Annotated in this window: 26 protein-coding genes; 11 read left to right on the top strand and 15 right to left on the bottom strand. The window is 72.0% G+C overall.

Annotation, left to right across the window (positions count from 1 at the left end):
* The first annotated feature begins 6 nt into the window (after positions 1-6).
* Positions 7-849 carry a Sir2 family NAD-dependent protein deacetylase gene (locus BLU20_RS04015; RefSeq protein WP_052366963.1) on the top strand — a complete coding sequence of 281 codons (843 nt, stop codon included), beginning with the start codon at positions 7-9 and terminating at the stop codon, positions 847-849.
* A gap of 7 nt (positions 850-856) precedes the next feature.
* Here BLU20_RS04015 and BLU20_RS04010 read toward each other — a convergent pair whose 3' ends face one another.
* Both BLU20_RS04010 and BLU20_RS04005 read right to left on the bottom strand, forming a co-directional pair.
* Positions 857-1,684, bottom strand: a complete 828-nt coding sequence (locus BLU20_RS04010) for an S-methyl-5'-thioadenosine phosphorylase (RefSeq protein ID WP_083371685.1) — start codon at positions 1,682-1,684, stop codon at positions 857-859.
* 106 nt (positions 1,685-1,790) lie between these two features.
* On the bottom strand, positions 1,791-2,018 hold the full coding sequence (locus BLU20_RS04005; protein ID WP_029252792.1) for a hypothetical protein: 228 nt from the start codon (positions 2,016-2,018) through the stop codon (positions 1,791-1,793).
* Positions 2,019-2,105: 87 nt separating this feature from the next.
* Here BLU20_RS04005 and BLU20_RS04000 point away from each other — a divergent pair, with 87 nt between their 5' ends.
* Positions 2,106-3,158 (top strand): NAD-dependent epimerase/dehydratase family protein, encoded by a 1,053-nt coding sequence (locus BLU20_RS04000; RefSeq protein ID WP_083371684.1) that lies wholly within the window; start codon positions 2,106-2,108, stop codon positions 3,156-3,158.
* Between the two features lie 21 nt (positions 3,159-3,179).
* On the opposite strand, the gene BLU20_RS03995 is transcribed toward BLU20_RS04000, so the two are convergent.
* The gene (locus BLU20_RS03995) at positions 3,180-3,800 is read right to left on the bottom strand and encodes a hypothetical protein (protein WP_083371683.1); all 621 of its coding nucleotides are present in this window, start codon (positions 3,798-3,800) and stop codon (positions 3,180-3,182) included.
* Positions 3,801-3,906: 106 nt separating this feature from the next.
* Here BLU20_RS03995 and BLU20_RS03990 point away from each other — a divergent pair, with 106 nt between their 5' ends.
* The gene (locus BLU20_RS03990; RefSeq protein ID WP_083371682.1) at positions 3,907-4,590 is read left to right on the top strand and encodes a hypothetical protein; all 684 of its coding nucleotides are present in this window, start codon (positions 3,907-3,909) and stop codon (positions 4,588-4,590) included.
* 336 nt (positions 4,591-4,926) lie between these two features.
* Here the strand turns inward: BLU20_RS03990 and BLU20_RS03980 are convergent, their stop codons facing one another.
* The 3 genes from BLU20_RS03980 to BLU20_RS03970 are packed head-to-tail and all read right to left on the bottom strand — an operon-like array spanning position 4,927 to position 7,656.
* Positions 4,927-6,054, bottom strand: a complete 1,128-nt coding sequence (locus BLU20_RS03980) for a sensor histidine kinase (protein ID WP_029252788.1) — start codon at positions 6,052-6,054, stop codon at positions 4,927-4,929.
* Positions 6,051-6,773, bottom strand: coding sequence for a response regulator transcription factor (locus BLU20_RS03975; RefSeq protein ID WP_083371680.1), 723 nt, complete (start codon positions 6,771-6,773; stop codon positions 6,051-6,053). Before BLU20_RS03975 ends, BLU20_RS03980 begins: the two co-directional genes overlap by 4 nt.
* A gap of 4 nt (positions 6,774-6,777) precedes the next feature.
* Positions 6,778-7,656, bottom strand: coding sequence for an alpha/beta hydrolase (locus tag BLU20_RS03970; RefSeq protein ID WP_083371679.1), 879 nt, complete (start codon positions 7,654-7,656; stop codon positions 6,778-6,780).
* A gap of 71 nt (positions 7,657-7,727) precedes the next feature.
* On the opposite strand from BLU20_RS03970, the gene BLU20_RS03965 reads away from it, so the two are divergent.
* On the top strand, positions 7,728-8,384 hold the full coding sequence (locus BLU20_RS03965; RefSeq protein WP_231959287.1) for a TetR family transcriptional regulator C-terminal domain-containing protein: 657 nt from the start codon (positions 7,728-7,730) through the stop codon (positions 8,382-8,384).
* Here the strand turns inward: BLU20_RS03965 and BLU20_RS13670 are convergent.
* From BLU20_RS13670 to BLU20_RS13665, 3 genes are read right to left on the bottom strand one after another with little or no spacing between them, the layout of a single operon-like run.
* Complete coding sequence (locus BLU20_RS13670; RefSeq protein ID WP_157270296.1) at positions 8,374-9,111, bottom strand: hypothetical protein; 738 nt, start codon at positions 9,109-9,111, stop codon at positions 8,374-8,376. The genes BLU20_RS03965 and BLU20_RS13670 overlap by 11 nt on opposite strands.
* A complete protein-coding gene (locus BLU20_RS03955) occupies positions 9,096-11,108 on the bottom strand; it encodes a hypothetical protein (protein WP_083371677.1) in 2,013 nt (670 codons plus the stop codon). The genes BLU20_RS13670 and BLU20_RS03955 overlap by 16 nt, the downstream gene beginning before the upstream one ends.
* Positions 11,105-11,374 carry a hypothetical protein gene (locus BLU20_RS13665; RefSeq protein WP_157270294.1) on the bottom strand — a complete coding sequence of 90 codons (270 nt, stop codon included), beginning with the start codon at positions 11,372-11,374 and terminating at the stop codon, positions 11,105-11,107. Before BLU20_RS13665 ends, BLU20_RS03955 begins: the two co-directional genes overlap by 4 nt.
* A gap of 155 nt (positions 11,375-11,529) precedes the next feature.
* On the opposite strand from BLU20_RS13665, the gene BLU20_RS03950 reads away from it, so the two are divergent.
* Genes BLU20_RS03950 through BLU20_RS03940 form a run of 3 tightly spaced genes read left to right on the top strand, consistent with a single transcriptional unit; the run spans position 11,530 to position 13,645 of the window.
* A complete protein-coding gene (locus tag BLU20_RS03950) occupies positions 11,530-12,228 on the top strand; it encodes a glycosyltransferase family 2 protein (RefSeq protein ID WP_231959286.1) in 699 nt (232 codons plus the stop codon).
* A complete protein-coding gene (locus BLU20_RS03945) occupies positions 12,225-12,932 on the top strand; it encodes a TIGR04282 family arsenosugar biosynthesis glycosyltransferase (protein ID WP_197675415.1) in 708 nt (235 codons plus the stop codon). Before BLU20_RS03950 ends, BLU20_RS03945 begins: the two co-directional genes overlap by 4 nt.
* Positions 12,932-13,645: a methyltransferase domain-containing protein gene (locus BLU20_RS03940; protein WP_083371675.1), complete on the top strand. Its 714-nt coding sequence runs from the start codon at positions 12,932-12,934 to the stop codon at positions 13,643-13,645. The genes BLU20_RS03945 and BLU20_RS03940 overlap by 1 nt, the downstream gene beginning before the upstream one ends.
* A gap of 20 nt (positions 13,646-13,665) precedes the next feature.
* Here the strand turns inward: BLU20_RS03940 and BLU20_RS03935 are convergent, their stop codons facing one another.
* The 4 genes from BLU20_RS03935 to BLU20_RS03920 form a co-directional block, all read right to left on the bottom strand.
* Positions 13,666-14,088, bottom strand: a complete 423-nt coding sequence (locus BLU20_RS03935; protein ID WP_083371674.1) for a hypothetical protein — start codon at positions 14,086-14,088, stop codon at positions 13,666-13,668.
* Positions 14,085-15,383 carry a molybdopterin-dependent oxidoreductase gene (locus tag BLU20_RS03930; protein WP_029252778.1) on the bottom strand — a complete coding sequence of 433 codons (1,299 nt, stop codon included), beginning with the start codon at positions 15,381-15,383 and terminating at the stop codon, positions 14,085-14,087. The genes BLU20_RS03935 and BLU20_RS03930 overlap by 4 nt, the downstream gene beginning before the upstream one ends.
* 98 nt (positions 15,384-15,481) lie before the next feature.
* A complete protein-coding gene (locus tag BLU20_RS03925; RefSeq protein WP_083371673.1) occupies positions 15,482-16,807 on the bottom strand; it encodes a hypothetical protein in 1,326 nt (441 codons plus the stop codon).
* On the bottom strand, positions 16,804-17,235 hold the full coding sequence (locus BLU20_RS03920) for a nucleoside deaminase (protein WP_083372898.1): 432 nt from the start codon (positions 17,233-17,235) through the stop codon (positions 16,804-16,806). Before BLU20_RS03920 ends, BLU20_RS03925 begins: the two co-directional genes overlap by 4 nt.
* Before the next feature lie 225 nt (positions 17,236-17,460).
* On the opposite strand from BLU20_RS03920, the gene upp reads away from it, so the two are divergent.
* From upp to BLU20_RS03905, 3 genes are all read left to right on the top strand, one after another.
* Positions 17,461-18,096: a uracil phosphoribosyltransferase gene (upp, locus tag BLU20_RS03915; RefSeq protein WP_083371672.1), complete on the top strand. Its 636-nt coding sequence runs from the start codon at positions 17,461-17,463 to the stop codon at positions 18,094-18,096.
* A 264-nt stretch (positions 18,097-18,360) separates the two neighbouring features.
* Positions 18,361-18,789, top strand: coding sequence for a winged helix-turn-helix domain-containing protein (locus tag BLU20_RS03910; RefSeq protein ID WP_083371671.1), 429 nt, complete (start codon positions 18,361-18,363; stop codon positions 18,787-18,789).
* Positions 18,790-18,798: 9 nt separating this feature from the next.
* Positions 18,799-19,476 carry an SDR family oxidoreductase gene (locus BLU20_RS03905; RefSeq protein WP_083371670.1) on the top strand — a complete coding sequence of 226 codons (678 nt, stop codon included), beginning with the start codon at positions 18,799-18,801 and terminating at the stop codon, positions 19,474-19,476.
* 70 nt (positions 19,477-19,546) lie between these two features.
* Here the strand turns inward: BLU20_RS03905 and BLU20_RS03900 are convergent, their stop codons facing one another.
* Positions 19,547-24,271 carry a sigma-70 family RNA polymerase sigma factor gene (locus tag BLU20_RS03900; RefSeq protein WP_083371669.1) on the bottom strand — a complete coding sequence of 1,575 codons (4,725 nt, stop codon included), beginning with the start codon at positions 24,269-24,271 and terminating at the stop codon, positions 19,547-19,549.
* 183 nt (positions 24,272-24,454) lie between these two features.
* On the opposite strand from BLU20_RS03900, the gene BLU20_RS03895 reads away from it, so the two are divergent.
* Positions 24,455-25,204 carry a hypothetical protein gene (locus BLU20_RS03895; protein WP_231959285.1) on the top strand — a complete coding sequence of 250 codons (750 nt, stop codon included), beginning with the start codon at positions 24,455-24,457 and terminating at the stop codon, positions 25,202-25,204.
* 31 nt (positions 25,205-25,235) lie between these two features.
* Here BLU20_RS03895 and BLU20_RS03890 read toward each other — a convergent pair whose 3' ends face one another.
* Positions 25,236-25,643 carry a heat shock protein transcriptional repressor HspR gene (locus tag BLU20_RS03890; protein WP_269457235.1) on the bottom strand — a complete coding sequence of 136 codons (408 nt, stop codon included), beginning with the start codon at positions 25,641-25,643 and terminating at the stop codon, positions 25,236-25,238.
* Positions 25,644-25,677 lie beyond the last annotated feature (34 nt).

The raw sequence follows: 25,677 nt of genomic DNA, 5'->3' as shown, positions 1-25,677 counted from the left end.
CGAAGTGTGGAACTGATCGACGACAGCACGGCGACGTACGGCGACGTCGTGAGGCTTCTGCGAGGACGCCGCCTCGCTCTCCTGACCGGGGCGGGGATCTCCACCGACTCCGGGATCCCCGACTACCGCGGGCCCGACTCGCCGCCGCGCACGCCGATGACGTACGAGCAGTTCGTCAACGACGCCGACTTCCGCCGCCACTACTGGGCGCGCAACCACGTCGGCTGGCGGCACGTGAACCGCACGCACCCGAACGCCGGCCACCGGGCAGCGGCTCGGTTGGAGGAGCGCGGGCTGCTGACCGGGATCATCACGCAGAACGTGGACCTGCTGCACGAGGAGGCGGGCGCACGGAACGTGATCGACCTGCACGGACGCTACGACCGGGTCATCTGCCTGCAGTGCTCCCGGGTGATCTCCCGCGAGCACCTCGCCGAGCGGCTCGACCTCCTCAACCCCGGGTTCGTCGAGTCCGTCTCGGGCGCGGTCGCCGACATCGAGATCGCGCCCGACGCCGACGCCGTGATCGAGCAGACGTCGCACTTCGTCCCCGCACCCTGCGAATTCTGCGGCGGGGTGCTGAAGCCGGAGATCGTCTACTTCGGCGAGAACGTGCCCCGCGAGCGCGTCGACCGGGCGTTCGCGATGGTGGACGAGGCCGACGCCGTACTCGTCGCCGGGTCGTCGCTCGCGGTGATGAGCGGGCTTCGGTTCGTCAAGCGCGCGGTCAAGGACGACAAGCCGGTGGTGATCGTCAACCGCGGGTGGACCCGCGGCGACGACCTCGCCACCCTCAAGCTCCAGGCCGGGGTCTCGGAGACCCTGACCGCGCTGGCCGACGAGCTGTAGCCGCCCGTTACGGCAGCTCGAACGGCAGCGTCAGCCCGTCGACGGCGTGCCGGCACGTGCAGTCGGTGTCCGGCAGCGCGGAGACGACGTCCGCGAGCAGCGTGCCGAGGTGCTCGACGTTCTGCGCGAACGCCTCGAGGACGCCGGCGTGCGAGACCGCCGTCGTCGCGTCGACGCCCGCGTCCGAGTCCGTGACCAGTGCCAACGTGGTGAAGCACATCGCCAGCTCCCGGGCGATCCCCGCCTCCGGCGCCCCGGTCATCCCGACGACCGTGCCGCCCTCGCGCGCATTGCGGCGCGACTCCGCCCGGGTCGAGAACCGCGGCCCCTGGATCACGACCATGGTGCCGCCGTCGACCATCGTCAACGGCTCCGGCACCGGTGCCGCGACCGCCGTCGCGCGGCCCGTGGGGCAGTACGGGTCCGCGAAACCGACGTGCACGACCGGGCCCAAGCCGTCGTACACCGTGTGCGCGCGCCCCCACGTGTGATCGATCAGCTGGTCCGGGACGACGACGCTGCCCGGCCCGAGCTCCGGCGTCAGCCCACCGACGGCGGCCGGGGCGAGCACGCGCCGGACGCCCAACGCCCGCAGCGCCCAGAGGTTGGCCCGGTAGTTGATCCGTGCCGGCGGGAAGCGGTGGTCGGCGCCGTGACGGGGGATGAAGACGACGTCCTTGCCGCCGAACGTCCCGCGCTGGGGGTTCTCGGACGGGAACCCGAATGGCGTCTCGACCTCCACCTCCTGCGGGTCGTCCAGCAGCGAGTAGAGGCCGGAGCCGCCGATGATGCCGATCGGGGACTCTGCGGCCGGGGTGGGATGCGATGCGCTCATGGCCGGGAGTCTCGCACCGGAGCAGGGCTCAGGCACGAGATACGGCGTGGATCCGCCGACTCGTCAGGCGATCGTTCGACGCCTCCGCGACTCGGTGCGGCGGAGGTCAGAGGGAGTCGAGGATGCGCTCGCGCGCCTTCTCCCGCTCACGCGCGCTGATGGTGCCGCTCTCCACGAGGGCGTCCAGCTCGGCGAGGCGCTCCTCGACACTGCGGTGAGCCCCCTCGGTCCCGATACGGGTGGAGCGCACCAGCAGCACGATCGCCGCGACCACGACGGCGAGCGCGCCGAGCACCAGCACGAGGACCATCCCGAACCCAACGACGTTGCTCATGCACGCAGCGTAGTCGTCAGCGGATCGTTCGTCCCGAAATGGCGGGTCGGCCCTGCGGGAGGTGGCGTGGACAGCCATGCTGCAGGCATGCGAATTCTCCTCACCGGCGGCGCCGGCTTCATCGGGTCCGCCTCGGTCCGGGCATTCGTCCGGGCCGGGCAGGACGTGACCGTCCTCGACAGCCTGCGCGTCGACGTCCACGACCACCGGAGTCCCGACCTGCCCGACGGCGTCCAACTGATCACCGCCGACATCCAGGACCTGGCCGCGGTGACGACGGCCGTCGGGGCGAGCGACGTCGTCGTGCACCTCGCGGCAAAGGTCGGGCTCGGCGTGAACATCGACGACATCGACGACTACGTCGCGTCCAACGACCTCGGCACCGCCATGATCCTCAAGGCGGCTGCACGCGCCGGGACCCGGCACCTCGTCTTCGCGAGCTCGATGGTGGTGTACGGCGAGGGGCGGTACGAGTGCACCGGCGACGGGACGGGCGAGCACGGCGTCGTCTCCCCCGCACCCCGCGAGGTCGCCGACCTCGACGCCGGCACCTTCGACCCGCGCTGCCCGCAGTGCGGCAGCGTCCTCGTCCCCGGACTGGTCGGCGAAGACGCGCCGCTCGACCCGCGCAACGTCTACGCGGCGACCAAGGTGCACGGCGAGCACCTGCTGCGCGCCTGGACCCGCGAGACCGGCGCGAGCGCCACCGCGCTCCGCTTCCACAACGTCTACGGACCAGGGATGCCCCGCGACACCCCGTACGCGGGCGTCGCATCGATCTTCCGGTCCGAGCTCGCGCACGTGCGCCCGCCCCGCGTGTTCGAGGACGGCGGGCAGCGCCGCGACTTCGTCCACGTCGACGACGTCGCGGCCGCCGTCGTGCGCGCGGCCGAGCACCCCGTCGGGCCGGGCGTGACCCCGCTCAACGTCGGGTCAGGGACCGTGACCACCGTCGGGGAGATGGCACAGGTGCTCGCCGAGGTGATGGACGGGCCCGCGCCCGTCGTCACCGGTCAGTACCGGGCGGGCGACGTCCGGCACGTCACCGCGTCGAGCGAACGTGCCGAGGAGCTGCTGGGATGGTCGGCCCAGATCCCCCTGCGCGACGGGCTGGCGGCGATGGTGGCGGACGGGACGTAGCCTCCGCCCCGTGGTTGATCGCTAGCGGGCCGCCGAGTCCGCGAGAAGCGACTGCGCGTGCGCACGGAGAGCCGGGACACGCGGGATGAACGCCCAGAACTGCTCCGGCTTCGCCACGTCCGGGTCTCCGGCGATCCGGAAGGCGTCGGCGGGCATCGAGTCCAGGAGCGGAACGAGCAGATCGGCCTTCGCGGGCGACAAGTAGCCGATCTTGCGCTCGCCGTCGAACACGGCGAGCGTGCTCACGGCGTCGACGTCTGCAGGCTCGCGCACCACGAGGTACTCCGTGCGGTCGACGCTCTCCCGCTCCTCTTCGCCCAGAAGCACGTCGGTCGCGACGATGCGCACCCGCACGGAGTCCACACCGGACAGGTCCAGAACAGTGCGCTCGGCGGGCGCGACCGGCTCGACGCCCGTGACGGGCTGGGGCACGGATTCTGCGACCGGTTCGGGCGCGGACTGGGGCTCAGGCTCGACATCGGGCGCCGGTTCGGACTCGGGCACGACATCAGGGACCGGCGCGGACGACGGCTCGGCGGGACCGTCGGCGACGACAGGTGACTCCACCTCCGCCGGCGCCGGGGCGACGTCCTGCGTGGCCGATGCGGAGAACTTACGTCGAATCTTCGTGAACCAACCCATGCCGGGCACCTTATCGTCCGGCCCGGCAGCGGAACGCCACTGTCCGAGCCGCCTCACGTCGGCGCGGCTACCTCTCGATTCCTTCGTAGCATGCAAAAGTAAACGCATGACGAGTGCACAGCGTGACGTCGACGCCCTGGTCGACTTCTGCAAGAAGAACCTCGGCGAGCAGGAGATCTGGTCCACCCCGGAGGGATATCCCGACAGCCTCGCGTTGTGCATCATCGACGCGATCTACTCGACGGGCTCCCACTACACCTCGGTGACGAACGTGATCGCCAGGTACCGAGAAGCCGGCGGAAGCAAGGACGGCGCCAGCGCGCTCCTGCGCTCGTTCGAGGAGGCGGGCGGACCGCGCCCCTGGGCCGAAACGGTGGCTCAGAACGTCAAGCCGGCCAACACGCGCCCGGGCGCGCCACTGAAGGCAGATGTCATTCGTGATGCGGCCCAGTTGATGGTCGACCTGGAGATCGACACCGTTGCGGATCTCGACGCCGAGGTCGGCAAGAGCCCGCAAGACAACCGGGTGCACACGCGCTGGAAGAAGCTGACCAGTCAGCGCTCCGGAGTCACGTACAACTACCTGCTCATCCTCGCGGGTCAACCGTCGGTGAAGCCCGACCGCATGGTGCTCCGATTCCTGGCCGACGCACTGGACCGCGAGGACTCGCTCAGCACCACCGAAGCGGTCGATCTGATCTCAGCTGCAGCCGAAAAGCTCGAGGTCAGCCCGCGCACACTCGACCACGTGGTCTGGCGATACGCATCGGGGCGCGAGCTCACCGACTGAGCGCGCCGCCTACCGAGCACGATCGGGCCAGCCACCGCCAAGAAGCCGTCGCTGTCGATCACGGCGCTCCTGCCGGATCTCGGCTTCGAGCTTCGCCATGCGCTCAGCCGGAGTTTCGGTGCGCGCCTCGTCATCCTCGGTGTTCGTGAACTCCAACGGGATCGGGTGCATCAGACTCGTCCGCTCGACCTTCATACGATCGCATTCCGATGCGCACATCGCGCGCGGGCTACGTCGACGGATCGCACGCCGGGACACCCACGGCAGCTCACAGAGCTGCGTGCTCCCTCACCTGGGCCTCGCGACCGGTGCGGTCTCGTCGGGCTCGACCGGCGGCTACGCGCCCTGCGGAATCCGGACCTCGACGCTGCACCCCTCGCCCGTCGACCCGACGGCCACCTTGCCGCCGTGGGCCTCGACGACACTGTCGACGATCGCCAGCCCAAGCCCGCTCGCGCCCACGGCGCCGTCGCCCTGGAAGCCGGGTTCAAGGACGCGGCGTCGGTCGTGCTCGGCAATTCCGCCGCACGTGTCCTCGACGACGAGCCGCACTCCCCCGTCGGCGTTCTGCGCGGCGACGAGCACCCGTCCACCCGATCCGCTCGAGCGGACGGCATTGGCGACGAGGTTGTCGAGCAGGCGTGCCAGGTCGTCCGCGTCACCGGTGACGACGACGCCGTCCTCGATCTGCGAGTCCAGGACCACTCCGGCGTCGGTGGCGACGGGCAGGACGTGCGCGACGACGTCGCGCACCACCGCGGCGAGGTCCACCCGGGCGTGGTCGGGCTCGCTGGCGGGCGCGTCGTCGGACCCGGGCCGGGAGAGCTCGGCGAGGTCGTCGATCATCCGCGCCATGCGCTGCACGGCCGACTCGATGCCGTCGAGCGCGGTCGACGGGTCGTCGAACACCCCGTCGCGCAATCCTTGCGAAGCGGCCTGGATCCCGGCGAGCGGGCTGCGCAGGTCGTGGCTCACGAACGCGACGACCTGACGGCGTGCTCCGTCGGCAGCACGCTCGCGCTCGCGTGCGACGGCCAGGCGCTCGCGGGTGTCGGCGAGCTCGGCACTGAGGTGGGCGAGCTCCGCGGTGACGGGCGCGACGGACGCAGCCCCGTCCGACCCGGCCGCGTCCGGTCCCTCCTCCGCGAGCCGCCGCGCCTCGTCGCCGACGCGCTTCAGCTCGCGGCCGAGGGAGCGTCCCAGGATGACGGCGAGCGCCACCGCGAGGACGGAGGTGACGGCGAGGACGAACCAGATCACGTCGGCGTCGTGCGAGGAGAGGAACATCGCGTTGACGTTCACGGCCACGGCCGCGACGACGGCGCCGAACGGCACGAGGGCGGCGACGACGAGCGCGGCGACCAGGGACTGGCGGCGTGCCCACATCACGAGGCACAGACCGATCGCCCCGATCAGGACGGCCGAGGTCAGGGTGATGGCCCCCATGAGCTGAAGGTCGGTCATGCGCTGTGCTCCTCGCTCGGTGCGGGTGCTGCGACGCAGTAGCCTGCGCCGCGGACGTTGATGAGGATCTGCGGGTCGGCCGGGTCGGCCTCGAGCTTGGCACGCAGGCGGCGGACGTGGACCATCACGGTCGAGTCGTCGCCGAAGTCCCACCCCCAGACGCGACGCAGCAGTTCTCGCCGGCTGAACGACCGGCCGGGGTGCAGTGCCAGGAACTGCAGGAGCGCGAACTCGCGCGGTGCGAGCTCCGCGCGCCGTGGAGCGCCGTCCCCGTCGACGACGGCGGTGCGGTCGGAGGCGTCGACGGTGAGCTTCCCCACGGTGATCCGTGAGGGTGTCGGCTCGACGGCGACCGCGCCCCGGCGCAGCAGGGCCTCAACACGCAGGACGAGCTCCCGCGCGTCGAACGGCTTCGCCAGGTAGTCGTCGGCCCCGACCTCGAGCCCGACGATCCGGTCGTCCACGGTGCCGAGCCCGGAGAGCAGCACGACGGGGGTACCGTCGCCGTCCTCGCGGTGCCGGCGCAGCAGATCGAGGCCCGACCGGCCCGGAAGCCTGACGTCCAGGACGACGACGTCCGGTCGCCACGTGCGCCACTCGTGCTCCGCCGTGGCGGCGTCGGCGGACTGGCGTGCGTCGTGACCGGCGGCGCGGACGTGCGCGACGACGGACGCGGCGATGAGGTCATCGTCGTCGACGACGAGGATCTTGGCAGGCATGCCCTCAGGTTAGGCGTTGCGGCGCCGAGTCGGCGCAGAACTTCGCGACGGCGTCCACCGTCTCCTGCGCGACGAGGACGCGGTTGTGCCCGTGGCCGTGGGTCACGAGCAGGTGGGCGCCCTCGCCCGCGGCTGCCGCGTGCTCCTCGGCCTCGACCAGCGGAACCTCGGGGTCTGCGTCGTCGTGGACGATCAAGAGCGGGACGCTCGTGGGCCGCAGCACGTGGAACCTCTCGGCTGCCTCCGCCCCGGTCGTTCCGGGCAGCACTCGCTGCATCGCGCGGTCGATCATCGGCGGCAGGAGCCGGGGCGGGAGTCCTGCCCGCACGGCGGCGGTGTCGGCGAGGAAGTCGAAGGTGTTGGGACCGGCGATCGCGACGACCCGCCGGGCAGGGACGCCCTCCTCGACGGCGATCCTCGCCGCGAGCGCCCCGAAGGAGTGCCCGATGATCGCGTCGAGCTCCCCTTGCTTCTCCGCGAGAAGCGAGATGAGGTCCAGGTGATCGAGGAGGGACGACGTCGTCCCGTCTGTCTCCCCGTTGCCGGGCGCGTCGAAGCCCACGACCGTCGCGCCGTCGTCGACGAGCCGGGTGATGATCGCCCCGAAGCGGGACGTGCGGGACTGCCACCCGTGCGCGAGGAGCACCGTGCGGGAGCCGTCGCCCCAGGTGTACGTGACGACGTCGGTGGTCCCGCCGGGGCGGGCGTTCAGCACGACGGTCTCGCGGCGGGCAGCCGCCATGACGGGCTCGTCCTGCGGCCAGACCCGGACGCGCTGCCCGACGGTGAAGAACTTCTCGGCCATGACCCGGGCTGTCGTGTCGGGGGCGACGCGGGCGCCGACGCGCAGGCCGGTCCGGACGAGCGTCTCGCTGAGTGTCACGGTGCTCCAGGTGAACGTGGGCCGACCTCGGCCTGGTGGAAAAAGAATACGCACGACCGTACGCTTATCCGGTGGTGACCACAAGCAGCGGACCCCCAGCCGCCGACGGGCGACGGCTGCGCGGCGAGCGTTCACGCCGAACCGTCCTCGACGAGGCCGTCCAGGTCGCGTCGGTCGAAGGCCTGGACGCGCTCTCGCTCGGGCGGCTCGCCGACGCCGTCGGAGCCTCCAAGAGCGGCGTCGCCGGGCTCTTCGCCAGCCGAGAGAGCCTGCAGCTCGCGACCGTCGCGCGCGCTCGCGACGTCTTCGTCGTCGACGTCTTCCAGCGCGGCATCGACGCACCCCGCGGCCTACCGCGCCTCTGGTCGACCTACTGCGCATGGGTGGACCACTCACGACGACGCGTTTTCCGCGGCGGATGCTTCTTCCGCACCGTGGCGAGCGAGTACGACGCCCGGCCCGGGACGCTGCGCGACACGATCCGTGACGCCCTGGACTCCTGGTCCGAGCACATCCAGACGCTGACGACGGACGCCGTCGAGCGCGGCGACCTTGACGCCGGCGCCGATGCCGAGCTCCTCGCGTTCCAGCTCTCGGCCGCCTACGCCTACGCGAACGACACGGCCCTGCTGCACGACGACGACGCGGCGTACGACCGGGCGCTCGAGGCCGCCCGCGCGACGTTACGCGGCGCAGGCGCCGACCCCGCAGGGTTGACTACCGGCTGACCTCGCCGCCCGCGTAGCGCGCCTCGGGCGGATCGGCCTCGAGCTTCTCCCGCATCACGTCCATCACCTGCTCGGCCGAGACCTCAGGCTCGACCGACGAGACCACATGGACGCCGACGTAGGTGTCACCCACCATCGCGTAGTACCCCTCGGCGTACCGATCCTCCATGCCGTCGATGATGAGCAGATCAGGGTTCTTGAACGGCCCCTCAGCATGCTCCGACCACCCGAGCGGCTCGCTCAGCGTCGACAGATCCCGATCCGCGGAGATCGCTGCCTCAGAACGATCTCCGAACGCCTCAAATGCGACAACTCCGAGCGGTGTCTCGTACCCAGGCTCATCGGCGGCGCGGTCGCAGTCCTCGGCGGCAGATCGCGGGAACTCCATGGCGCTTCCAGGGGCGAGAAACCGCTCCTTGCGTTGACCAAGTTCACCGTTATACGGAACGACGAATGTCTGAATCCTCAGGTCTGGCCCACGATATTGGGAGACCTCCGCCTCGCTTGACCACCGCATCTTCGCTGAAGCCCAGGCTTCCGCGGCAATGCCACATGTCAGCTCTAGGTACAGATAGTCGTCCCAGTCCTCAAAAGGAACCGGATCGAGGTCTGCACTCAAATCGTCAGACCGAATCTCCCAACGCGACTGCTCCACGCCGCACCCGGTGATCAGGAGCGAAACGACGACTGCTACGACCAGAAGACGGACCTTCAGTAGGTCTGCCATATATTCGCTCCTCCGTCTGCACCCTTGTCGAACGCGTCTTCTAGGCGCTCTCTTCCCCCACCGCGCCCGTCGTCTCGGCTCTCGTAGGCGCTGACGGCAACCAGAACGTAGGCATCCCTAGCCTGATCAATCTCTGCTCTCGCCACTCGAATCGCCTCGCCTTCGTTGTCGACAAATCCGACTCCGAGCGACATTCCAGTGCCAGCCGTGGCCGCGATCGCACCTGACGCGACGCCCGCGGGGAGTGTGGCCACAGAGATCCCTGCCGCGACCGCGGTCACTACATACGCGGCCACCTCGTCGTCAAACCTGCCTTCTTCGATAAGGCGACCTTGTATCGCTCCAACGACAGCTCCGGAGCTCTTCATCACCTGAGCCGCAGATTCATCACGCTGCTCCGCGTCCCAAGATTCAGTCCCGGAGCCGTGATCGGCGATCGCCGTGGCATTCAGCGCGGTCCAGGCCGCCGCCGATTCCGGCGTCTTCGACGTCGCCGCGACGAGCCGACTCACGTCGACCATCTCGAGGTCCGCGAGTTCGTTTCCGTCGAGCGAGTCCCGCACGTTGTCTTCGGCGCCGATCACGAGGAAGTCGCGGCGATATGCGCGGGTCAGCTGCGCCACCGCTTCGTCGCTGCCCGTGAAGCCCGTGTCGGCGAGGACCGGTGTGGCCAGGGTGACGAGGCGTGTCGCAGCGTCGTACTCGGCTGGCCTCTGCGCGGTGGTGACGGCTTCGGCGTAGGCCGTGGCAAACGCGAGATCGCCATGCGGGAGCGTGGACCACGTGGCGATGCGCTCCTGCGCTTCCGCGTCGCTCTCCGGCGTGAGGAAGGACCGAAGAGACTCGGGATGCTCGGTCAGCCCGACGAGCGTCGTGACGGCGAACGCGTGCACGCCCTCAGCAGTCGGAATGGAATCCGTGGGTGCGTACTCCGAGTCGTGATGAGCCCGGGCCGCCCCGAGAAGCACGTCGGCAGGAAGGGTCGGCGACCCGATCAGTGCGATGAGCTCTGATGCCGGCGCGCGCGAGGTCGACTGACGCGCCCACATCGCGTGCCCGAGTTCCTCCTGCTCAGACCGGGCCAGTCCCTGTGCCCACGTCCCGAAGGCAAGGCGCAGGGTCGCTCCTGCTGCCGAGACTCCCACCGGAGAGATCACCGCGAACAGGCTCGCGGTCTCCTCCAGGCCGGTGCGGGCGAAGAACGCATCGGCGAAGCCGTCGTTTTGGCCCTGGCCGGCCAGCAGCACTTCCAGCTGCGCGACAGCAGCCGCACGCTCCTCCACGCCCAACGTCCCGGACACGATCCGCTCGGTCAGCGCCGCGGCGGCCTCCCCGGCCTCGAGCGCCACCGCGAGGTCCGCCGCTCGGCGCCCGGCCTGAGCAAGATCGCTGCCCCACCCGCCACCGAGAGCCCGGACCGTGGGCGGGTCCGCGACCGCACCCAACCGGGAGACGACGTCGTGGTCCCAGTCCTCGCGCTCCGTACACAGTGCTGCCCAGTCGGCGTGCACCTGCTCGAGGGTGTCGACCGCCGCGAGCCAGGTGTAGAACGAGGCGGGCGGGTCGAGCGGGTAGGACCACGGCCGCTGCCACCAGTCCCCCGGCAGCACCGCCGGCGGGTTGCACCACGTCGCCTCGTCCACCGCACGCCCATGGGCATGGACGGCCTCGGACCGCGCACTCGCCTCCGCCTCGACCAGAAGACCGGCCCGGCGCGCGTACTCCTCGAACGCATCGGCATGAACGTCCACGAGATCGGCACCGTCGGCAAGAGCCTGCACCAACGGATCGATCAACCCCTGGACCGTCAGCGTCTCCTCTGCCACGGCGTCCACCGCCTGCCCGCGCATCGTGGCCAGCCGGCCTCCGGCCAGTGCGAGATCGTCCTGGCGGTCCAGCAGCCGCCGACGCTGCTCGCGCCACCGCAACGCCGCCGCACGGATACCGAGCACGTCACCCGCCCCCGGATCACCGTCCAGACCACCGGCCACGCTCACCCCGCAGCCTGTCCCAACAGGCGGTCCTCCTCGGCGAACCGGGCCTGGATCCCCGACATCGCGGTCGCGAGCCCGGCCACGACCTCCGCCACCTCGGTCCCCGCGCCCCGCAACAACTCATCCAGATCCTCGAATGCCGCCGCCACACTCGGCGTGCCGAGAGCACCGGATGGCGTCGCATCCCCGAGCACCGTCGCCTCCGCAGCAGCCCGCAGGTGCCGGTATGCGCCGTCCAGCCCTTCGTCGTGCACGTCGAGATTCGCCACGATTCCCTCTGCCCCCACTGTCCGATTCGTCAGGCAGGCTAGCGGAGAACCGGACGTCAACCTTTGCGTTGTCCACAGCCCGACCTCGGGCCGTCAGCCGATCGTCAGCCCCGAACAGCGAGCGAACACGCCTGCGGCCGCCTACCGTCGAGATCGTGACCGAGACCTCCGTGCCCGAGCAACACGCGCAGCCCGCCCCGCCCGCGGTGCGGGCCGACGTCGTCCTGCCCTGTCTTGACGAGGCCGAGGGGCTCGCGTGGCTGCTGCCGCGACTGCCGGAGGGGATGCACGCGATCGTCGTCGACAACGGGTCGACCGACGGGTCGCAGGACGTCGCCCGCGCCCACGGCGCCACGGTCGTGACGGCCGACGTCAAGGGTTTCGGCTCTGCAGCCCACACCGGCCTCGAGGCGGCGTCTGCCGACATCGTCGCGTTCATGGACGCCGACGCGAGTCTCGACCCCGCTGATCTTCCGAAGGTCGTCGGTCCGGTCGAGGACGGCACGGCGGACCTCGTCCTGGGCCGACGCGACGCCGCCCGTGGGGCGTGGCCGTGGCACCTGCGGTTCGCCAACCGCGAGCTGGCGCGACGCACCCGCCGCCGCACCGGCGTCGTGCTCCACGACCTCGGTCCGATGCGCGCGGCACGCCGCGAGGCGCTGCTGGCTCTCGACCTGACCGACCGCCGCTCGGGGTATCCGCTAGAAATGGTCGTGTCGGCGTCCGACGCCGGATGGACCGTGACCGAGGTCGACGTTCCATACGTACAACGCAAGGGAAGGTCGAAGGTGACGGGTACTCCGTTGGGAGCGTGGCGTGCCGTGCAGGACATGTCGAAGGTGCTGGCCCGATGAGCGCGGTCGAGCCCGTGCGGACGATCGTCGTCCTCGCGAAGGCCCCGGAGCCGGGGCGGGTCAAGACGCGTCTGCACGGCGAGTTCACTCCGGAACAGGCGGCCGATCTGGCCCGCGCCGCGCTCGAAGACACCCTGGACGCCGTGGCCGCGGTGCCCGACGTCGCGCGCGTCCTGGTGCTGGACGGCGAGGCGGGCCCGTGGGTCCCCGAGGGCTTCCACGTGATCCCGCAGGTCGAGGGGGGTCTGGACCGCCGCCTGGCGGGTGCGTTCGCCGAGACGGCCTACGAGTTCGAGGGACCGATCCTGCTCGTCGGGATGGACACCCCGCAGCTCGCCCCGTACCTCGACGTCGACATGGCCCGGCACGACGCCGCGCTGGGCCTGGCCGAGGACGGCGGATTCTGGGCGATCGTGCTCCCGAAGGGCCTGAAGGACTTCTACACCAGCCTCTTCCACGGCGTGCCGATGTCGGAGCCGACGACGGGCGCCGCCCAGCTCGAGCGGATGCGCGAGTTCGGGCTGCGCGTCCAGATCCTGCCGACGCTGCGGGACGTCGACGACCCGGACGACGCGAGCGCCGTCGCCCGGTCCGCGCCGGGGTCGCTCTTCGCGGCAGCGTGGGCCGAGGCGAGCGGCGCCGACTCGCCGTCGGGACTGCGCGAGCGCGCGCTGACGACGCCTCCCGGAGAGATGCTTCCCTGATGACGACGACGGATGCCGCGATGCCGGCGGGCACGGCGGAGACCGCTCGCCGCGCCTCGGCGCGCGTGCATCCGCTGGCCCTGTACGAGCAGGCGCTCTCGGGGGTGCCGGTCCTCGCGGTCGGTGCCGCCGAGACGCGCCTGCTCGACGTGGCGACGTGGGCGGCCCCGACGAGCGCTGTCGACGAGATGATCCTGGCGCGGTGCGAGGGGCCGGTGCTCGACGTCGGGTGCGGGCCGGGCCGGATGGCGGCAGCACTCGGTCGACGCGGGGTGCCGTGCCTCGGCATCGACGTCTCTCCGCGGGCCGTGACCGAGGCGAGGTCGCGCGGCGCGCTGGCCCTGCGGCGCGCCGTCGAACGTCCTCTGCCCGGCGAGGGCCGCTGGGGGACGGTGCTGCTCGCCGACGGCAACGTCGGCATCGGGGGCGACCCGACGGCGCTCCTGCGGCGCTGCGCCGAGCTCGTCGAGCCGGGTGGCCTCGTCCTGGTCGACACCGACCCGGACCCCGACGTCTGGGACACCACGCCCGTGGTGCTGCGCGGCCCGGACGGCCGGGAGAGCCACCCGATGCCGTGGGCCCGCGTCGGTGCACGCGCCCTGCTCCGCATCGCGGCCGACGTCGGACTCCGGCTGAGCGAGGAGTGGGACCTGGACGGGCGGACGGTCGTCGCGCTCCGTCGCCCGGTGCGGACGACGCTGCACCGGCGTTGAGCCGAGCCGAGGTCCGCGGGTCAGGCCGCGCCGACCGCCCGTGCGCGACGACGCGTGGTCACGAGTCCGCCGATCACCACGCCGACGACGACCACGGCCAGGGCGACGAGTACCGCGGCGAGCGGGTCCTGGGGCACTACGGACGGGTTGCGCCGCCCCTCCGCGCCCATGAAGACACCGACGCCCAGCAGAGCGAGGACGCCCAGCGCCAGGAGGCCACCACGCAGGGCGGGCCGCCACGTCTCGGGCACCCGGGGCAGCACGACAAGTCCCAGCAGGATCGCCACCGGCGCCAGGACGGCGTCGTGCACCACGATCCCGCCGGCGAGCCACAGCAGCACGGAGACCCACTGGTCGGGCGGGACGCGGACCCAGGCGGTCCACAGGCCCCACGCGATCATCGCGGCCCCCGCGGCCCACAGCGCCCACCGTGTCGCGATCATGCGATCACCGGTTCGACGACGGCGAGGCGGTTGACCCACTTGGTCTGCAGCACGCCCGGACGGTTGGGAGCGATGATGCGCGCCGGGTACCCGTGGTCCAGGTTGAGGTCCTGGCCGTTGAGCCGCAGCGCGAGGAGCGTGTCGTCCGACGCGACGTAGGACGCCTGCAGGACCGACCGGCTGTACGCGCCGCCGACCTGCAGGCTCGCGACGGAGACGTCGTGCCCGCCGTCCCCGACCCGGCCGCCGGCCCGCTCGACGAGGTCGCGCACGCGCACCCCCTGCCAGGTCGCCATGGCGCTCCACCCCTCGACGCACGCGATCGGGAGGTCGGCCGTGTGCTGGTCCATCGCCAGGAGGTCGTCCCGCGAGAGCTGGACGACGCCGTCGGGCCCCTCGAGCTCGAGCCTCCACGCCGGTCCGACGACGTCGCTCGTCACCTGCGCGGAGGCGGCGGTCTTGTTGACGGGCACGCCCTGGCTGCCGACGCGCGGGTCGCGGGGGGCGAGGACGGAGAGCGGCGCGAGGGGGCGGACGGTCTGTCCGACGGTCAGGGCGACGGCGCCGAGCGTCGTCACGGCGACAGCCGTGAGGAACCCGCGCCGCGTCGCCGTCGCCTCGGTGGTCGAGCGGTCCTCGGCCGGGTGGAGGTCGCCGTCCGGGATCGACATCAGGTCGCCGTCGGAGATGTGGGTGCGTGGCAGCGGGCTCTCGTCGGCGATCTCCGGGTCGACGATCTCGCCGTCCTTGATGCGTGCGCGAAGCGCGGGCACGATCACCGGGAGCTTGACGCCCACGTGGATCAGCAGCGACCCGATCACCACCCACGACGTCGCGTAGTGGACCCCGACGAACCCGAAGCTCCACGGGTACCACTGGAAGGTGTTGAGCACACCCGTGACGAGCTGGAACGTCGCCGTCGCGACGAGCACCGCGACCGAGAGCCGCTCGAGCGCGTGCAGCGGGCCGCGGACCGGGGGCTGCTCGAAGAGGGCCGGGTAGGCGGCGTACAACTTGGCCAGCAGCAGCGGGACACACGCGATCCCAGCCCCGACGTGGATCCCCTGCGTGACCCGGTACAGCCAGGCGGGGTCAGGGCCGAGCGGAAACCACGCCACGGGGTTCTGGTGGACGTGGGAGTAGAGGCCCGTGAGGAAGACGAGCAGGAACGCCGACCCGAGGAGGACGCCCACCCGGGCGACGACTCGGGGATCGTGGATCGCGGAGGCGAAGTCCTCCGTTCGCGGCAGGCGCGGTAAGCGGCTCCGACGCGTCTCGTCCTCGACCTTGGCCATACCGCGATCGTAGGGAGCGCTCGGAGGAGCTGCGCGGTCAAACCTCCGCTGCCGCCCTGACAGTCACCTGACGAACGAGCGGGCCGTACGCCCGCGGCTCACCACGGAGTCACCACCAGCGTCTCGATCGCGATCGCCGTCGCGGCCTGCGCCCCGAGCCACCAGCGCCACGTGCGGCCGTCGCCCGGCCTCTCGCCGGTGCCCGTGCCGAGCGCGAGCGCCCCGGCGACGGGGACGATCCAGCACGCGAGCGGCAGCCAGACGCGCTCGACCTCACCGCGCTCGAACCCGCCGAACGCGCCGGCGGCCGCCGCGACGATCGCGAGCGCCGCGAGCCACGCCGTCGCAGGGTCGAGCCGTCGCCAGCGAGCCGTCCCGCCGACACCGGCGGGGCCGATCAACGCGCCGAGCAGGACGATGTCGGCGACGAGGAAGTACCCGTACGGTCGCGCGGACGCCTTCCCGTTCGACCACGCCTCGTGCGTCGCGGCGATGCCGTCCCAGAGCCAGAACCCGGCGAGCCCCCAGGCGACCAGGGTGGCCACCACGAGCAGACCGGCGACGACGGTGGGCCACCACCGTCGCGTGACGATCGGGACGGCCAGCACGACGAGTCCCATGTGCAGCAGGCCGTAGCTGAGGAACGGTGCCCACCCGAGGAGCAGCCCGGCCCCGACGACGGCGGCCCAGCGCGCTCGTCCGCGCGACGTCGTGCCGACGGCGAGCAGCGCGGTGCCCCAGGCGAGGACGCCCGCGTAGAAGGCGTCGGCCGACGTCGCGACCCAGATCGCGGACGGCGCGAGGACGACGGCCGGCATCGCCGCGCGCGCGGTCCGCTCCCCCGCGGCACCGCCGAGCAGCCGGATGGTGAGCGCGACGGCGACGACGGCGGAGGTCCCGGCGAGGATCACGAGCGCCGCGGCCCAGCCGGCGCCGCCGAGCCCCACCCGGTCCATCCCGGCGAGCAGCAGGGTGAAGCCCGGCGGGTGCCCGCGGACGTGCACGGGGTAGCTCATCGGGTCGGACTGCAGGGTCGCGAGGAACCCGCTCGGATCGGCGGAGGCCCCGGGCACGGCCGGCAGATAGTCGTTCTCGTTCGTCAGCGGCTCGGTCAGGTCCGACCACCGCACGGAGGCGCCCAGCGCCAGCGTCCACGCGAGAGCGGTCGCCCACCCGACGGCGAGCAGGACGCCCCACCGCAGCGTCCGCGCCAGTCGTGGCCCGCGCCAGAGCACGAGGGCCGCGACACCGACGGCGGCGAGGGTTCCCCACCCGGCCTCGGTGATCCGCAGACCGGCGAAGGGCGGTGCTCCGCCGAGCAGCAGCACCTCGTCCTGGTCCTGGAGCCACCGCCCCCACCACCACACCAGCGGGACCGAGACGGCCCACACGACGGCGGCCAGGAGCGGTGCGTACCGCCTCACCGGCGTTCCTCGAAGAACCCGCGCAGGAGGTCGCCGCACTCCTGCTCACGCACCCCGCCGATCACCTCGACGGTGTGCAGGACGGCGCGGTCGCGCACCAGGTCCCACACGGATCCGGTCGCTCCCGCCTTCGGGTCCCAGGCCCCGAGCACCACCCGGGGGATCCGGGCGAGCGTGATCGCACCCGCGCACATCGCACAGGGCTCGAGCGTCACGATCAACGTGCACCCGTCGAGGCGCCAGCTCCCCAGCGTGGCGGCCGCCTGGCGGATCGCGAGCACCTCGGCGTGAGCGGTCGGGTCCCCGCCCTCCTCGCGCCGGTTGTGCCCCACCCCCAGCAGCGTGCCCTGCGGTCCGACGACGAGCGCACCGACCGGGACGTCGTCGGACGCCAGGGCGTGGGTCGCCTCGTGCAGCGCCAGGCCCATCAGGGCGTCCCAGACCTGGCGGCGCGCGGCGAGCGTCACCGGGGGAAACGTGTCGGCGGCCCAGGGCAGGGAGAGGCCCGGCGCGTCGGGCTCGTTCTCGCTCACCGCCCCAGAGTCTCAGACTCTGGTGCCCCAGGCCCTCTCCCGCGAGACAGCACGACCGAACGAGTCCCTGACGGGTGCCCGACACGGCTCCGAGGGCGTCGGCCGAGTAGGCTCGTCGGTATGCGCGTCCACGTCGTCGACCACCCCCTCGTCGCCCACAAGCTCACAGTCCTGCGAGACGTCAACACCCCGTCACCGAACTTCCGCCAGCTGGTGGACGAGCTCGTGACGCTCCTCGCCTACGAGGCGACCCGGGACGTGAAGACGGAGCCGCACGAGATCGAGACGCCCGTCGCCCCGACCGTGGGCGTCCGGATCGCCGAGCCGATGCCGCTCGTCGTCCCGATCCTGCGCGCAGGCCTCGGGATGCTCGACGGCCTGACCCGGCTGCTCCCGACCGCCGAGGTCGGGTTCCTGGGCATGCAGCGCGACGAGGAGACGCTCGAGGCCGTCACGTACGCCAACCGGCTCCCCGACGACCTCACGGACCGCCACTGCTTCCTCGTCGACCCGATGCTCGCCACGGGCGGGACCCTCGTCGCCGCGATCGACTACCTCCTGGAGCGCGGCGCGCGGCACGTCACCGCCGTCTGCCTCCTGGCCGCCCCCGAGGGCATTGAGGTGCTGAGCACCGCCGTCGGCGACCGCGCCGACGTCGAGCTCGTCGTCGCCGCCGTGGACGAGAAGCTCGACGAGAACGCGTACATCGTCCCGGGCCTCGGCGACGCCGGCGACCGGCTCTACGGCATCGTCTGACCCGCCCGCCCTTTCGGGCATCCCGAAGCATTCGAGCGAGAAGTCTCGAATCTCGGACGAGTTCGCGTTCACCCCTTGGCAGATGCCGTCTCGTGGTGGCATGCTGCCCTCATGACCACACATCGGAGCACAGCGCGCCCCGTCGCGCTGCCCTCGATGTGTATGTGTCTCTGTTGTCAGGCCTGACCCAGCCCTGACCCCGCCGACGCCAGCCGTCGGCACCGCCGAGCCCACCGTGCGCTCGCGACCCCCAACGGAGACATCATGACCACGCTTGCCCCTGTCACCCCGCGCATCAGCCACCAGGACTTCCTCGACCGCCTCGCGTCGATCGGCATCCCCCTCGTCCGCATCTCCGTGGACGAGCGGATCGCGACCGTCGACGGCGTCGAGCACCCCCTCACGCAGCGCGAGGTCGACCTGCTCAACTTCCTGTCCGCGGCCCCCGGCCGCGTCGCCAGCCGCGACGACCTGCTCGCGACCGTCTGGCGCGGCGAGCGGCTCCGCGCCGGCACCCGGACGGTCGACGTCCACGTCGGCCGACTCCGCACCAAGCTCGGCCTCGACGCCGTCCGCACGGTCCGCGGCGTCGGCTACGGGCTCGGGCCCGACGTCCAGGTCGTTCGAGGGACCGGACGTGCCGCTCACCACGGCGGCATCCCTCACCGCGCGGGGACACGCCTGCGCGGATAGTTTCTGCACATGCGCATCGTCATCGCCGGAGGCCACGGGCAGATCGGCCTCCGCCTCACACAAGCACTGATCGAACGCGGCGACGCCGTCGTCAGCCTCGTCCGCTCCGCCTCACAGATCCTCGACGTCACCGACCTCGGCGCCACCGTCGCCATGCTCGACCTCGAGCAGGACGACGCCGCCGAGATCGCCCACGCGCTGAAGGACGCCGACGCCGTCGTCTTTGCCGCCGGTGCCGGGCCGGGCAGCACGATCGCCCGCAAGGACACCGTGGACCGGGCCGGTGCCGTGCTGCTGGCCGACGCCTGCGAGATCGCCGGAGTCCGGCGCTACCTGCTCGTCTCCTCGATGGGCGTCGACTCGGTCCGCGGGGGCAAGACTCCCGACGGCGCCGACGAGACCTTCGTCGCCTACCTGCGCGCCAAGGCGGCGGCCGAGTCCGACCTCGTCGCGCGCGACACCCTCGACCTCACGATCCTCCGCCCGGGTCGACTCACCGACGAGACCGGGACGGGGAAGGTCACACTCGCCGAGAGCGTCGAGCGCGGTGACGTGACGCGCGACGACGTCGCGGTGACCATCGGCGAGATCCTGCACGTCCCCGGGACCGAGGGCAAGACCCTGGAGCTCATCGGCGGCGACGTGCGGATCGACGACGCGGTCTACCGGATCGCCAACCCGAGCTGACGCGCGGCCGTCGCGCCCGGCGCTCCTCCCCCGCGTCGTGCGGCGGCTCTGGCGAACGCCGCGACGACCGTCAGGAGCACGTCTCGATCTTCTCCCACACCCAGGGCAACCAGGGACTCGGGGAGAGGAAGCCCAGTCCCGACGTGAGGAGTTCGTAGTTGGCTCCCCGATGAGACACCAGGTCTCCTTCCTCGTACCCGAACTCGTCCCAAAAGCGGAACGTCCACGCGTCGGCGCACTGCGGGGTCCACGGTTCGAGGACGAGGTCCCCAGACTCCCAGGTCTCCGACCCGTCGGTCCCGGTGACGGTCACGACGGTTCCCTCGGTTCCGACCTTTCCGACCGAGAAGGCCCCGATCTCGCCGGCGGCGACCGTGACGTCCATCGGGCGCGCGGACCCGCCACTGATCGTGAACTGTCCGGCCTCCCCGACAGAGGCTGAGTTGTCGATCGTCACCGAGACATCGACGAGGCGGACACCGACCGGTTCGGGGGCGGGTCGGTCGCCGACCGTCAGTTCGGCCGTCGGGGAGAACGTGCGGCACTCGATCGCCGGGGCCTCGGCGGACGCCGTGCTCCCGCCGCCTCCGAGGGCAGTGCGGTTCAGGCGGAACGACACCCAACGTTCCTCCGACGCGCGCAGCGGCGTCTCGATGGTGAACGTGCCCGACTCGCCGGGTCGAAGCGTCTCGGCGTTCGCGGACTGCACGTAGTCGGCACCCGGGTAGTGCATGGTCATGCGCGTCGCCATCGTCCGCGTCGAGTCGTTGCGGAGCTCCCCGACGTAGATGACGCCGTCGCGCCCGCACTGAGCGGTCACGCTCGTGGTGGTCGACCAGTTCGAGAGTCCCAGATCGCCGGTCGCGTACTCCGCGTCCGTCAGCTCGCCGGTGTCGCCCTGTGCGTCGACCCACCACGTCGAGAGCGTCAGCGCGCCGGGTGCGGCGGAGCTTCCCGTCACACGGACGACGTCGCGCGACTCACCCGGCTCGAGCACGAACCCGTCGAGGGCCACGTCGCCCAGGCGCGGCTCGACGCCGACCTGGAACCCGCTGGCGTTCGTCACCACCGTCGAGAGCGTCAGGTGGCCGGTCGCGGGATCCTCCGACGCCGCCACGTCCGCGACCTCGACGAGCGCACCCGTGGCGCAGTCTGCCGCGTCGACGGACCCGACCGGCGAGGTCAGGGTGAACACCTGGTCCGCAACCTCGATCTCGGTCCGGACGGCGACGTCCCCGGCCGGGTGCCCGGCCCCTTCGTCGAGCGTCAGGCGGACGGCCTCCTCCGAGCCCGCGCCTGCCGTGCCGCTGAGCGCGACGGTGTCGCCGTCGCGCGAGGCGCGATCCGCGGGAGTGAAGGCGAGAGTGGCCGTGCCGTCGACGTCCGTCGTGGACACGAGATCCGTGATCAGGGACGCCGTTCCGTCGGTGCACCGGGCCTCGACCGCACCGAGATCAAGTCCGCTCCAGGGCTCGGCGATCGAGAGCTCGGTCGAGTCGTCGTCCGTCACGGTTCCCTCGAGCGCGGATGCCGCGACGCCGATCTGCACGACCCGCGCGCCGAGCACGGGCGCCCCCGAGGCATCGGCGACGGAGGCGACGGTGAACGTCCCCTCGACCGCGTCACCCGGCCCGAGGTCACCCCAGGTCTGGCACGTCACCGCGTCTCCGTCCGCGGTGCAGTCCCAGGCGCGCGAACCTCCGACGAGTCGCAGCCCGGCCGGCAGGGTGACGTCCACGGCTGCACCGTCGAGAGCGACCTCGCCGACGTTGGCCAGGCTGAGGTCGACGGCTGCCGACCCGGGGTTCGCCATCTCCGACGGCGCGGCCACCAGGACCTCGAGCGCCGCGTCGGCGGTGGGATCCGTGGTCGGATCCGTGGTCGGATCCGTGGTGGGGTCTGTGGTCGGATCAGTCGTCGGATCCGTCGTGGGATCCGTGGTCGGGTCCGTCGTGGGGTCCGTGGTGGGGTCGGTGGTCGGATCCGTCGTCGGATCAGTCGTCGGGTCCGTCGTGGGGTCGGTGGTCGGATCCGTCGTCGGATCGGTGGTCGGATCAGTCGTCGGGTCCGTCGTGGGATCCGTCGTGGGATCCGTCGTCGGATCGGTCGTCGGGTCGGTCGTGGGATCCGTCGTCGGGTCGGTCGTGGGATCCGTCGTGGGATCCGTCGTGGGCTCGGGGCTCGGGCATGCCGACACGGAGTGCTCGGCGAGCGTGTGCTCGACGGAGCTTCCTGCGATCTCGGCCACGACCACGGCGGTGACTGCTCCGCCGTCGTACACGCCGTCCGGCTGGAACGTCAGCTCGGTCGTAGACCCCCCCTCGACCGTGACTGGGCGACTCGTCCGGGCGTCGCTCCCCTCGACGTCGTACTGCAGATGCGCGGCGAGGTCTGCGGACAGTATCGACCGGACCGTCGCTCCCAGGCTGACACCCGCGTCGGTGCAGGCGGTCGCGTACTCGACGTCGACGCGACTCCAGGCCTCCTCGACCTCCACGTACGCGCCGTCGGCCGCATCGGTGACGACGGCACCGCTGCGCGACCCGTCGGCCTGCTCGGCGGTCACGGACCCGGCGATCCGGGTGAACCCGGCGGGCGCCGTCGCTCCGCCCGCGACGCTCGCGAGCAGGACGTCACCGCGCTGGCTCTCGCCCGGTTCGACGGTGCCGCCCGCGGTGCAGGTGACGGTCTCCGTGCCCGACTCGCAGTCCCAGGCGCCGTCACCGCCGACGACGCGCAGGCCGTCCGGCACGTCGACGTCCACCGCGACGTACTCGACCGGCCGGTCGCCCGTGCTCTCCACCGACAGCGGAACCCCGACGGTCCCCGGGTTCTGCAGCGCCACGGTCGGCGACGAGAACGCGCCGGAGACCTCGGCCCCCCAGTACCCCGCGGAGATCGGGTCGAAGTGGTGGTCGCGACGGTCGAGGCCGTCGCCCCAGTACGCGGCGCGGAACTCGTACGTCCCGGCGCGCGTGGCCTGGATGCGGAGTGCCACCGACACCGACGTGTGGGCGTCCACCGTGCCGATCCGGCAGGTGACGGTACGCCCGTCGTCCCCGCCGGGCTCGCCGCAGCGCAGGTCGGCGTCGGTGAGGACCGGGACGCCGAGAGCGGTCCCCGCACTCGAGGTGGCGCCGAGCAGGTCGACCCCGTCCGGGAGCCCGACCTCGAGCATCACCGCGCTCGCCGCGGTGCCCCCGGAGTTCACGGTGTCGATCACGATGTCGGTGGGAGTGCGGGCCGTGAGCTGGGTCGGCGGCGTGAACGACACCGCGAGGCTGGCCGGTGCGACGGGATCGGTCGTCGGGTCCGTCGTGGGTTCTGTCGTCGGGTCCGTCGTGGGCTCGACCGCCGGGTCCGGGTCCGGCGCCGGGGCAGGATCGACGTCGGGTTCGCCGTCGGTGTCGGGCGTCGTCCCAGATCCGGTGCCGCCCGCAGGAGTCGCTGCGTCGGACGACCCCGACGGACCCTCAGGGTCCGGGACGCCCGAACCGTCCGAGTCGAGCGGCTCGGCCGCCCCGTCGACCACGGGGACGTTCGAGGGCGACGTCGGGTCGGGGTCCGCGGCGTCCGTCGCCGCGTCGTCGGGATCGGTCGTCGCGTCGTCCGACGTCGCGGGGTCGTCCGAGTCAGTCGCGACACCGGCGCCGGAGTCCGCGTCGGCCGTGCTCTCGTCGCTCTGCGCGACAAACGTGTCGTCGCCACCGCCGAAGAAGTTTCCTGTGGCTGCCGCGACGGCGAGACCCGCGACCGCGAGGATCCCGACCCCGATCGCGGCAGCCACCAGAGGCGCCCCACTGATCGCCGCCGCGAGACCCGCGAAGGTCCCGGCGCCGGTAGCAGCTCCGCCCGCAGCACCGCCGCCCGCCGCAGCACCACCGGCACCCGTGGCACCGCCCGTGCCGCCCGCGGAACCGCTCCCGGTGGACCCGGCAGCACCAGCCGTACCGGCGGCAGCACCAGCCGCGACGGCTCCTGCGATCGCACCGCCGACCGGGAGCGGTGCCCCGACCAGGCCGAGCGCTCCGAGCCCGAGGACCAGGGGTGCGACGATCCCGCGCATGCCGTGTGCGACGTCGCCGAGCTCGACGACCAGGTCCTGACAGCCGCCGCACGTCTCCAGGTGAGCGTCGACCTTGGCGGTCTCCCGCGCCGACAGACCTCCACGCGCATACGCGCCGAGCAGATCCCCCGTCGCCGCACACGCATCGCCCGGGGGCTCGCTCAGGTGCTGCTGGAGGTAGGCCTGACGCAGCCCCTCACGAGCGCGATACGTCAGTGCCGCGGCCCCGTTGGCGCTGAGGCCGAGCATCGGGGCGAACTGCGCCGGGCTCATCGCCTCGACCTCGGAGTACCAGAGTGCGGCCCGCCACCGCTCGGGCAGCCCCTCGAACGCGCGTGCCACGGTCGTCCGCTCGAACCCCTCGAGCATCGGCTCCTCGGTGGAGGCGAGCGGACCCATCGCGGACTCGAACGTCTCGATCTCGTCCGTGGGCCGCGTCCGCGCGCGCCCCTTGCTGGCGTCGAAGGCGAGTCGGCGGACAACAGTAAAGAGGTAGGCCCGGAACGCCGTGTCCGGGCCTTCACCCTTCTGCAGGACGAGCATCACCTTGGTGAACGCCTCGGAGACGACGTCCTCGGCATCGGCGGAGTTCGGCACGTACTGGCGCGCGACCCCCAGCGCGGCGGCGCTGTGGCGGGCATAGAGTTCGCCGAAGGCAGCCTGGTCGCCACGTCGGGTGCTGGCGATCAGCTCTGCGTCGGCGGGCGCCGTCGTGTCGAGCTGCGTCATCTGCCTACCTGTCGTCTTCGTCGCGCCGGAGCAGGCGCTCCCCTACCATACTCAGTCGCGAAACTGACAGGAACACCCTTCCACCCCACGACGGAGCGGAAAACCGCGCGTACCGCGCAGATTGCGTCGCGTTCTCGCGTCATAGTCGGCACTCTCGTGCGTCTCATCAGTATGGAGAACCCGATGGGGCACCGAATCAGCGACGCCGAGCGCGTGCGGGAGCACTGGCGCAGGCAGTCGCTCTCGACCGTCTGGTTGCGCCCCGGGGACTGGCACCACCCTGCCGTCGACGCACTCGCCGAGGCGCTCGCCGACGGCCGCGACACCAGTGCGGCGGCCGAACGCCTCGGCACCGCGCGCGGCGTCGCGGGAGTGAGCATCGGCGAGACGATCGACGACCTGCTGTGCCTGTACCGCGCCGTCGGCGCCGAGACGGACGTCCTCACCCTCCGCGCCCTGGGCACGGGATGGGCCGAGGGTGCCATCGAACCGGGTGCGTCCGACGCCGTCCGGGACCCTGCGTCGGGACTCGTCAGCGCGGAGTACCTCCGGGTCCGTCTCGGAGAGGCGTACGCCCACGCCGCCGCTCTCGGCCTGGCCGCCGGGACGACGTCGTCCCTCGTCCACGTGGACGTCGCCGTCGGTCACGTCGCGCTCTGGCAGCGCGCCAGCCGCGAGGCGGGGGTCGGGGAGGCGCTGCGCGCGGCGTCGGCCGTCGGTCCTGCCGCATCCATCGGTGACGGGGTCTACGCGATCCTCGTCCCGGCGTCGGAGGCGGCGGCGATCGCCGAGGCGGCGCGCCGCGAGATCGAGTCGGCCACCGAGCGGCTGCACCTCAGTGCCGTCCTGCGGCGTCCGCCGCGGATCAGCATCATCACCCTCCCGGCGACGCTCGCCGAGGCCGAGACGCTCCTGGACGACCTTCGACGCTAGCGGAGACTCGCCGTCGTGCGTCGGTGGCGCCCTACTCCTGCGGAGGCCGCCAGAGCACGAGCGAGCGCGACGACACCTCGCGCCGGCCGCGCCGACCGCGCGGCACGGCGACGGTCTCCCCGCTCGACCCCGTCGCGAAGACGCGGGTGCCCGTCTCGACCCGGGCGTGCAGGGCCTCGACCCGCGCGGCCAAGATCTCGACGCGGCGCTCGAGCTCGAGGATCCGCTTGATGCCGGCGAGGTTGATCCCCTCGTCCTGGCTCAGCCGCTGCACCTCAAGCAGACGCTCGACGTCGCGGTAGGAGTACCGGCGTCCGCGCCCCACCGTCCGGCGGGGCGAGACGAGGCCGAGGCGGTCGTACTGCCGAAGGGTCTGGGCGTGCATGCCCGCCAGCTCGGCCGCCTGCGAGATCGCCAGCAACGGTGCGTCCGGGTCGATCCTCACGACGTCGCTCCCTCCTCGGGCCTCCGCC

It is taken from the genome of Paraoerskovia marina, assembly GCF_900105445.1.
Lineage (GTDB): Bacteria > Actinomycetota > Actinomycetes > Actinomycetales > Cellulomonadaceae > Paraoerskovia > Paraoerskovia marina.
The sequence above is the reverse complement of the archived record's forward strand: the minus strand, read 5'-3'. Positions and strand labels throughout refer to the sequence as shown.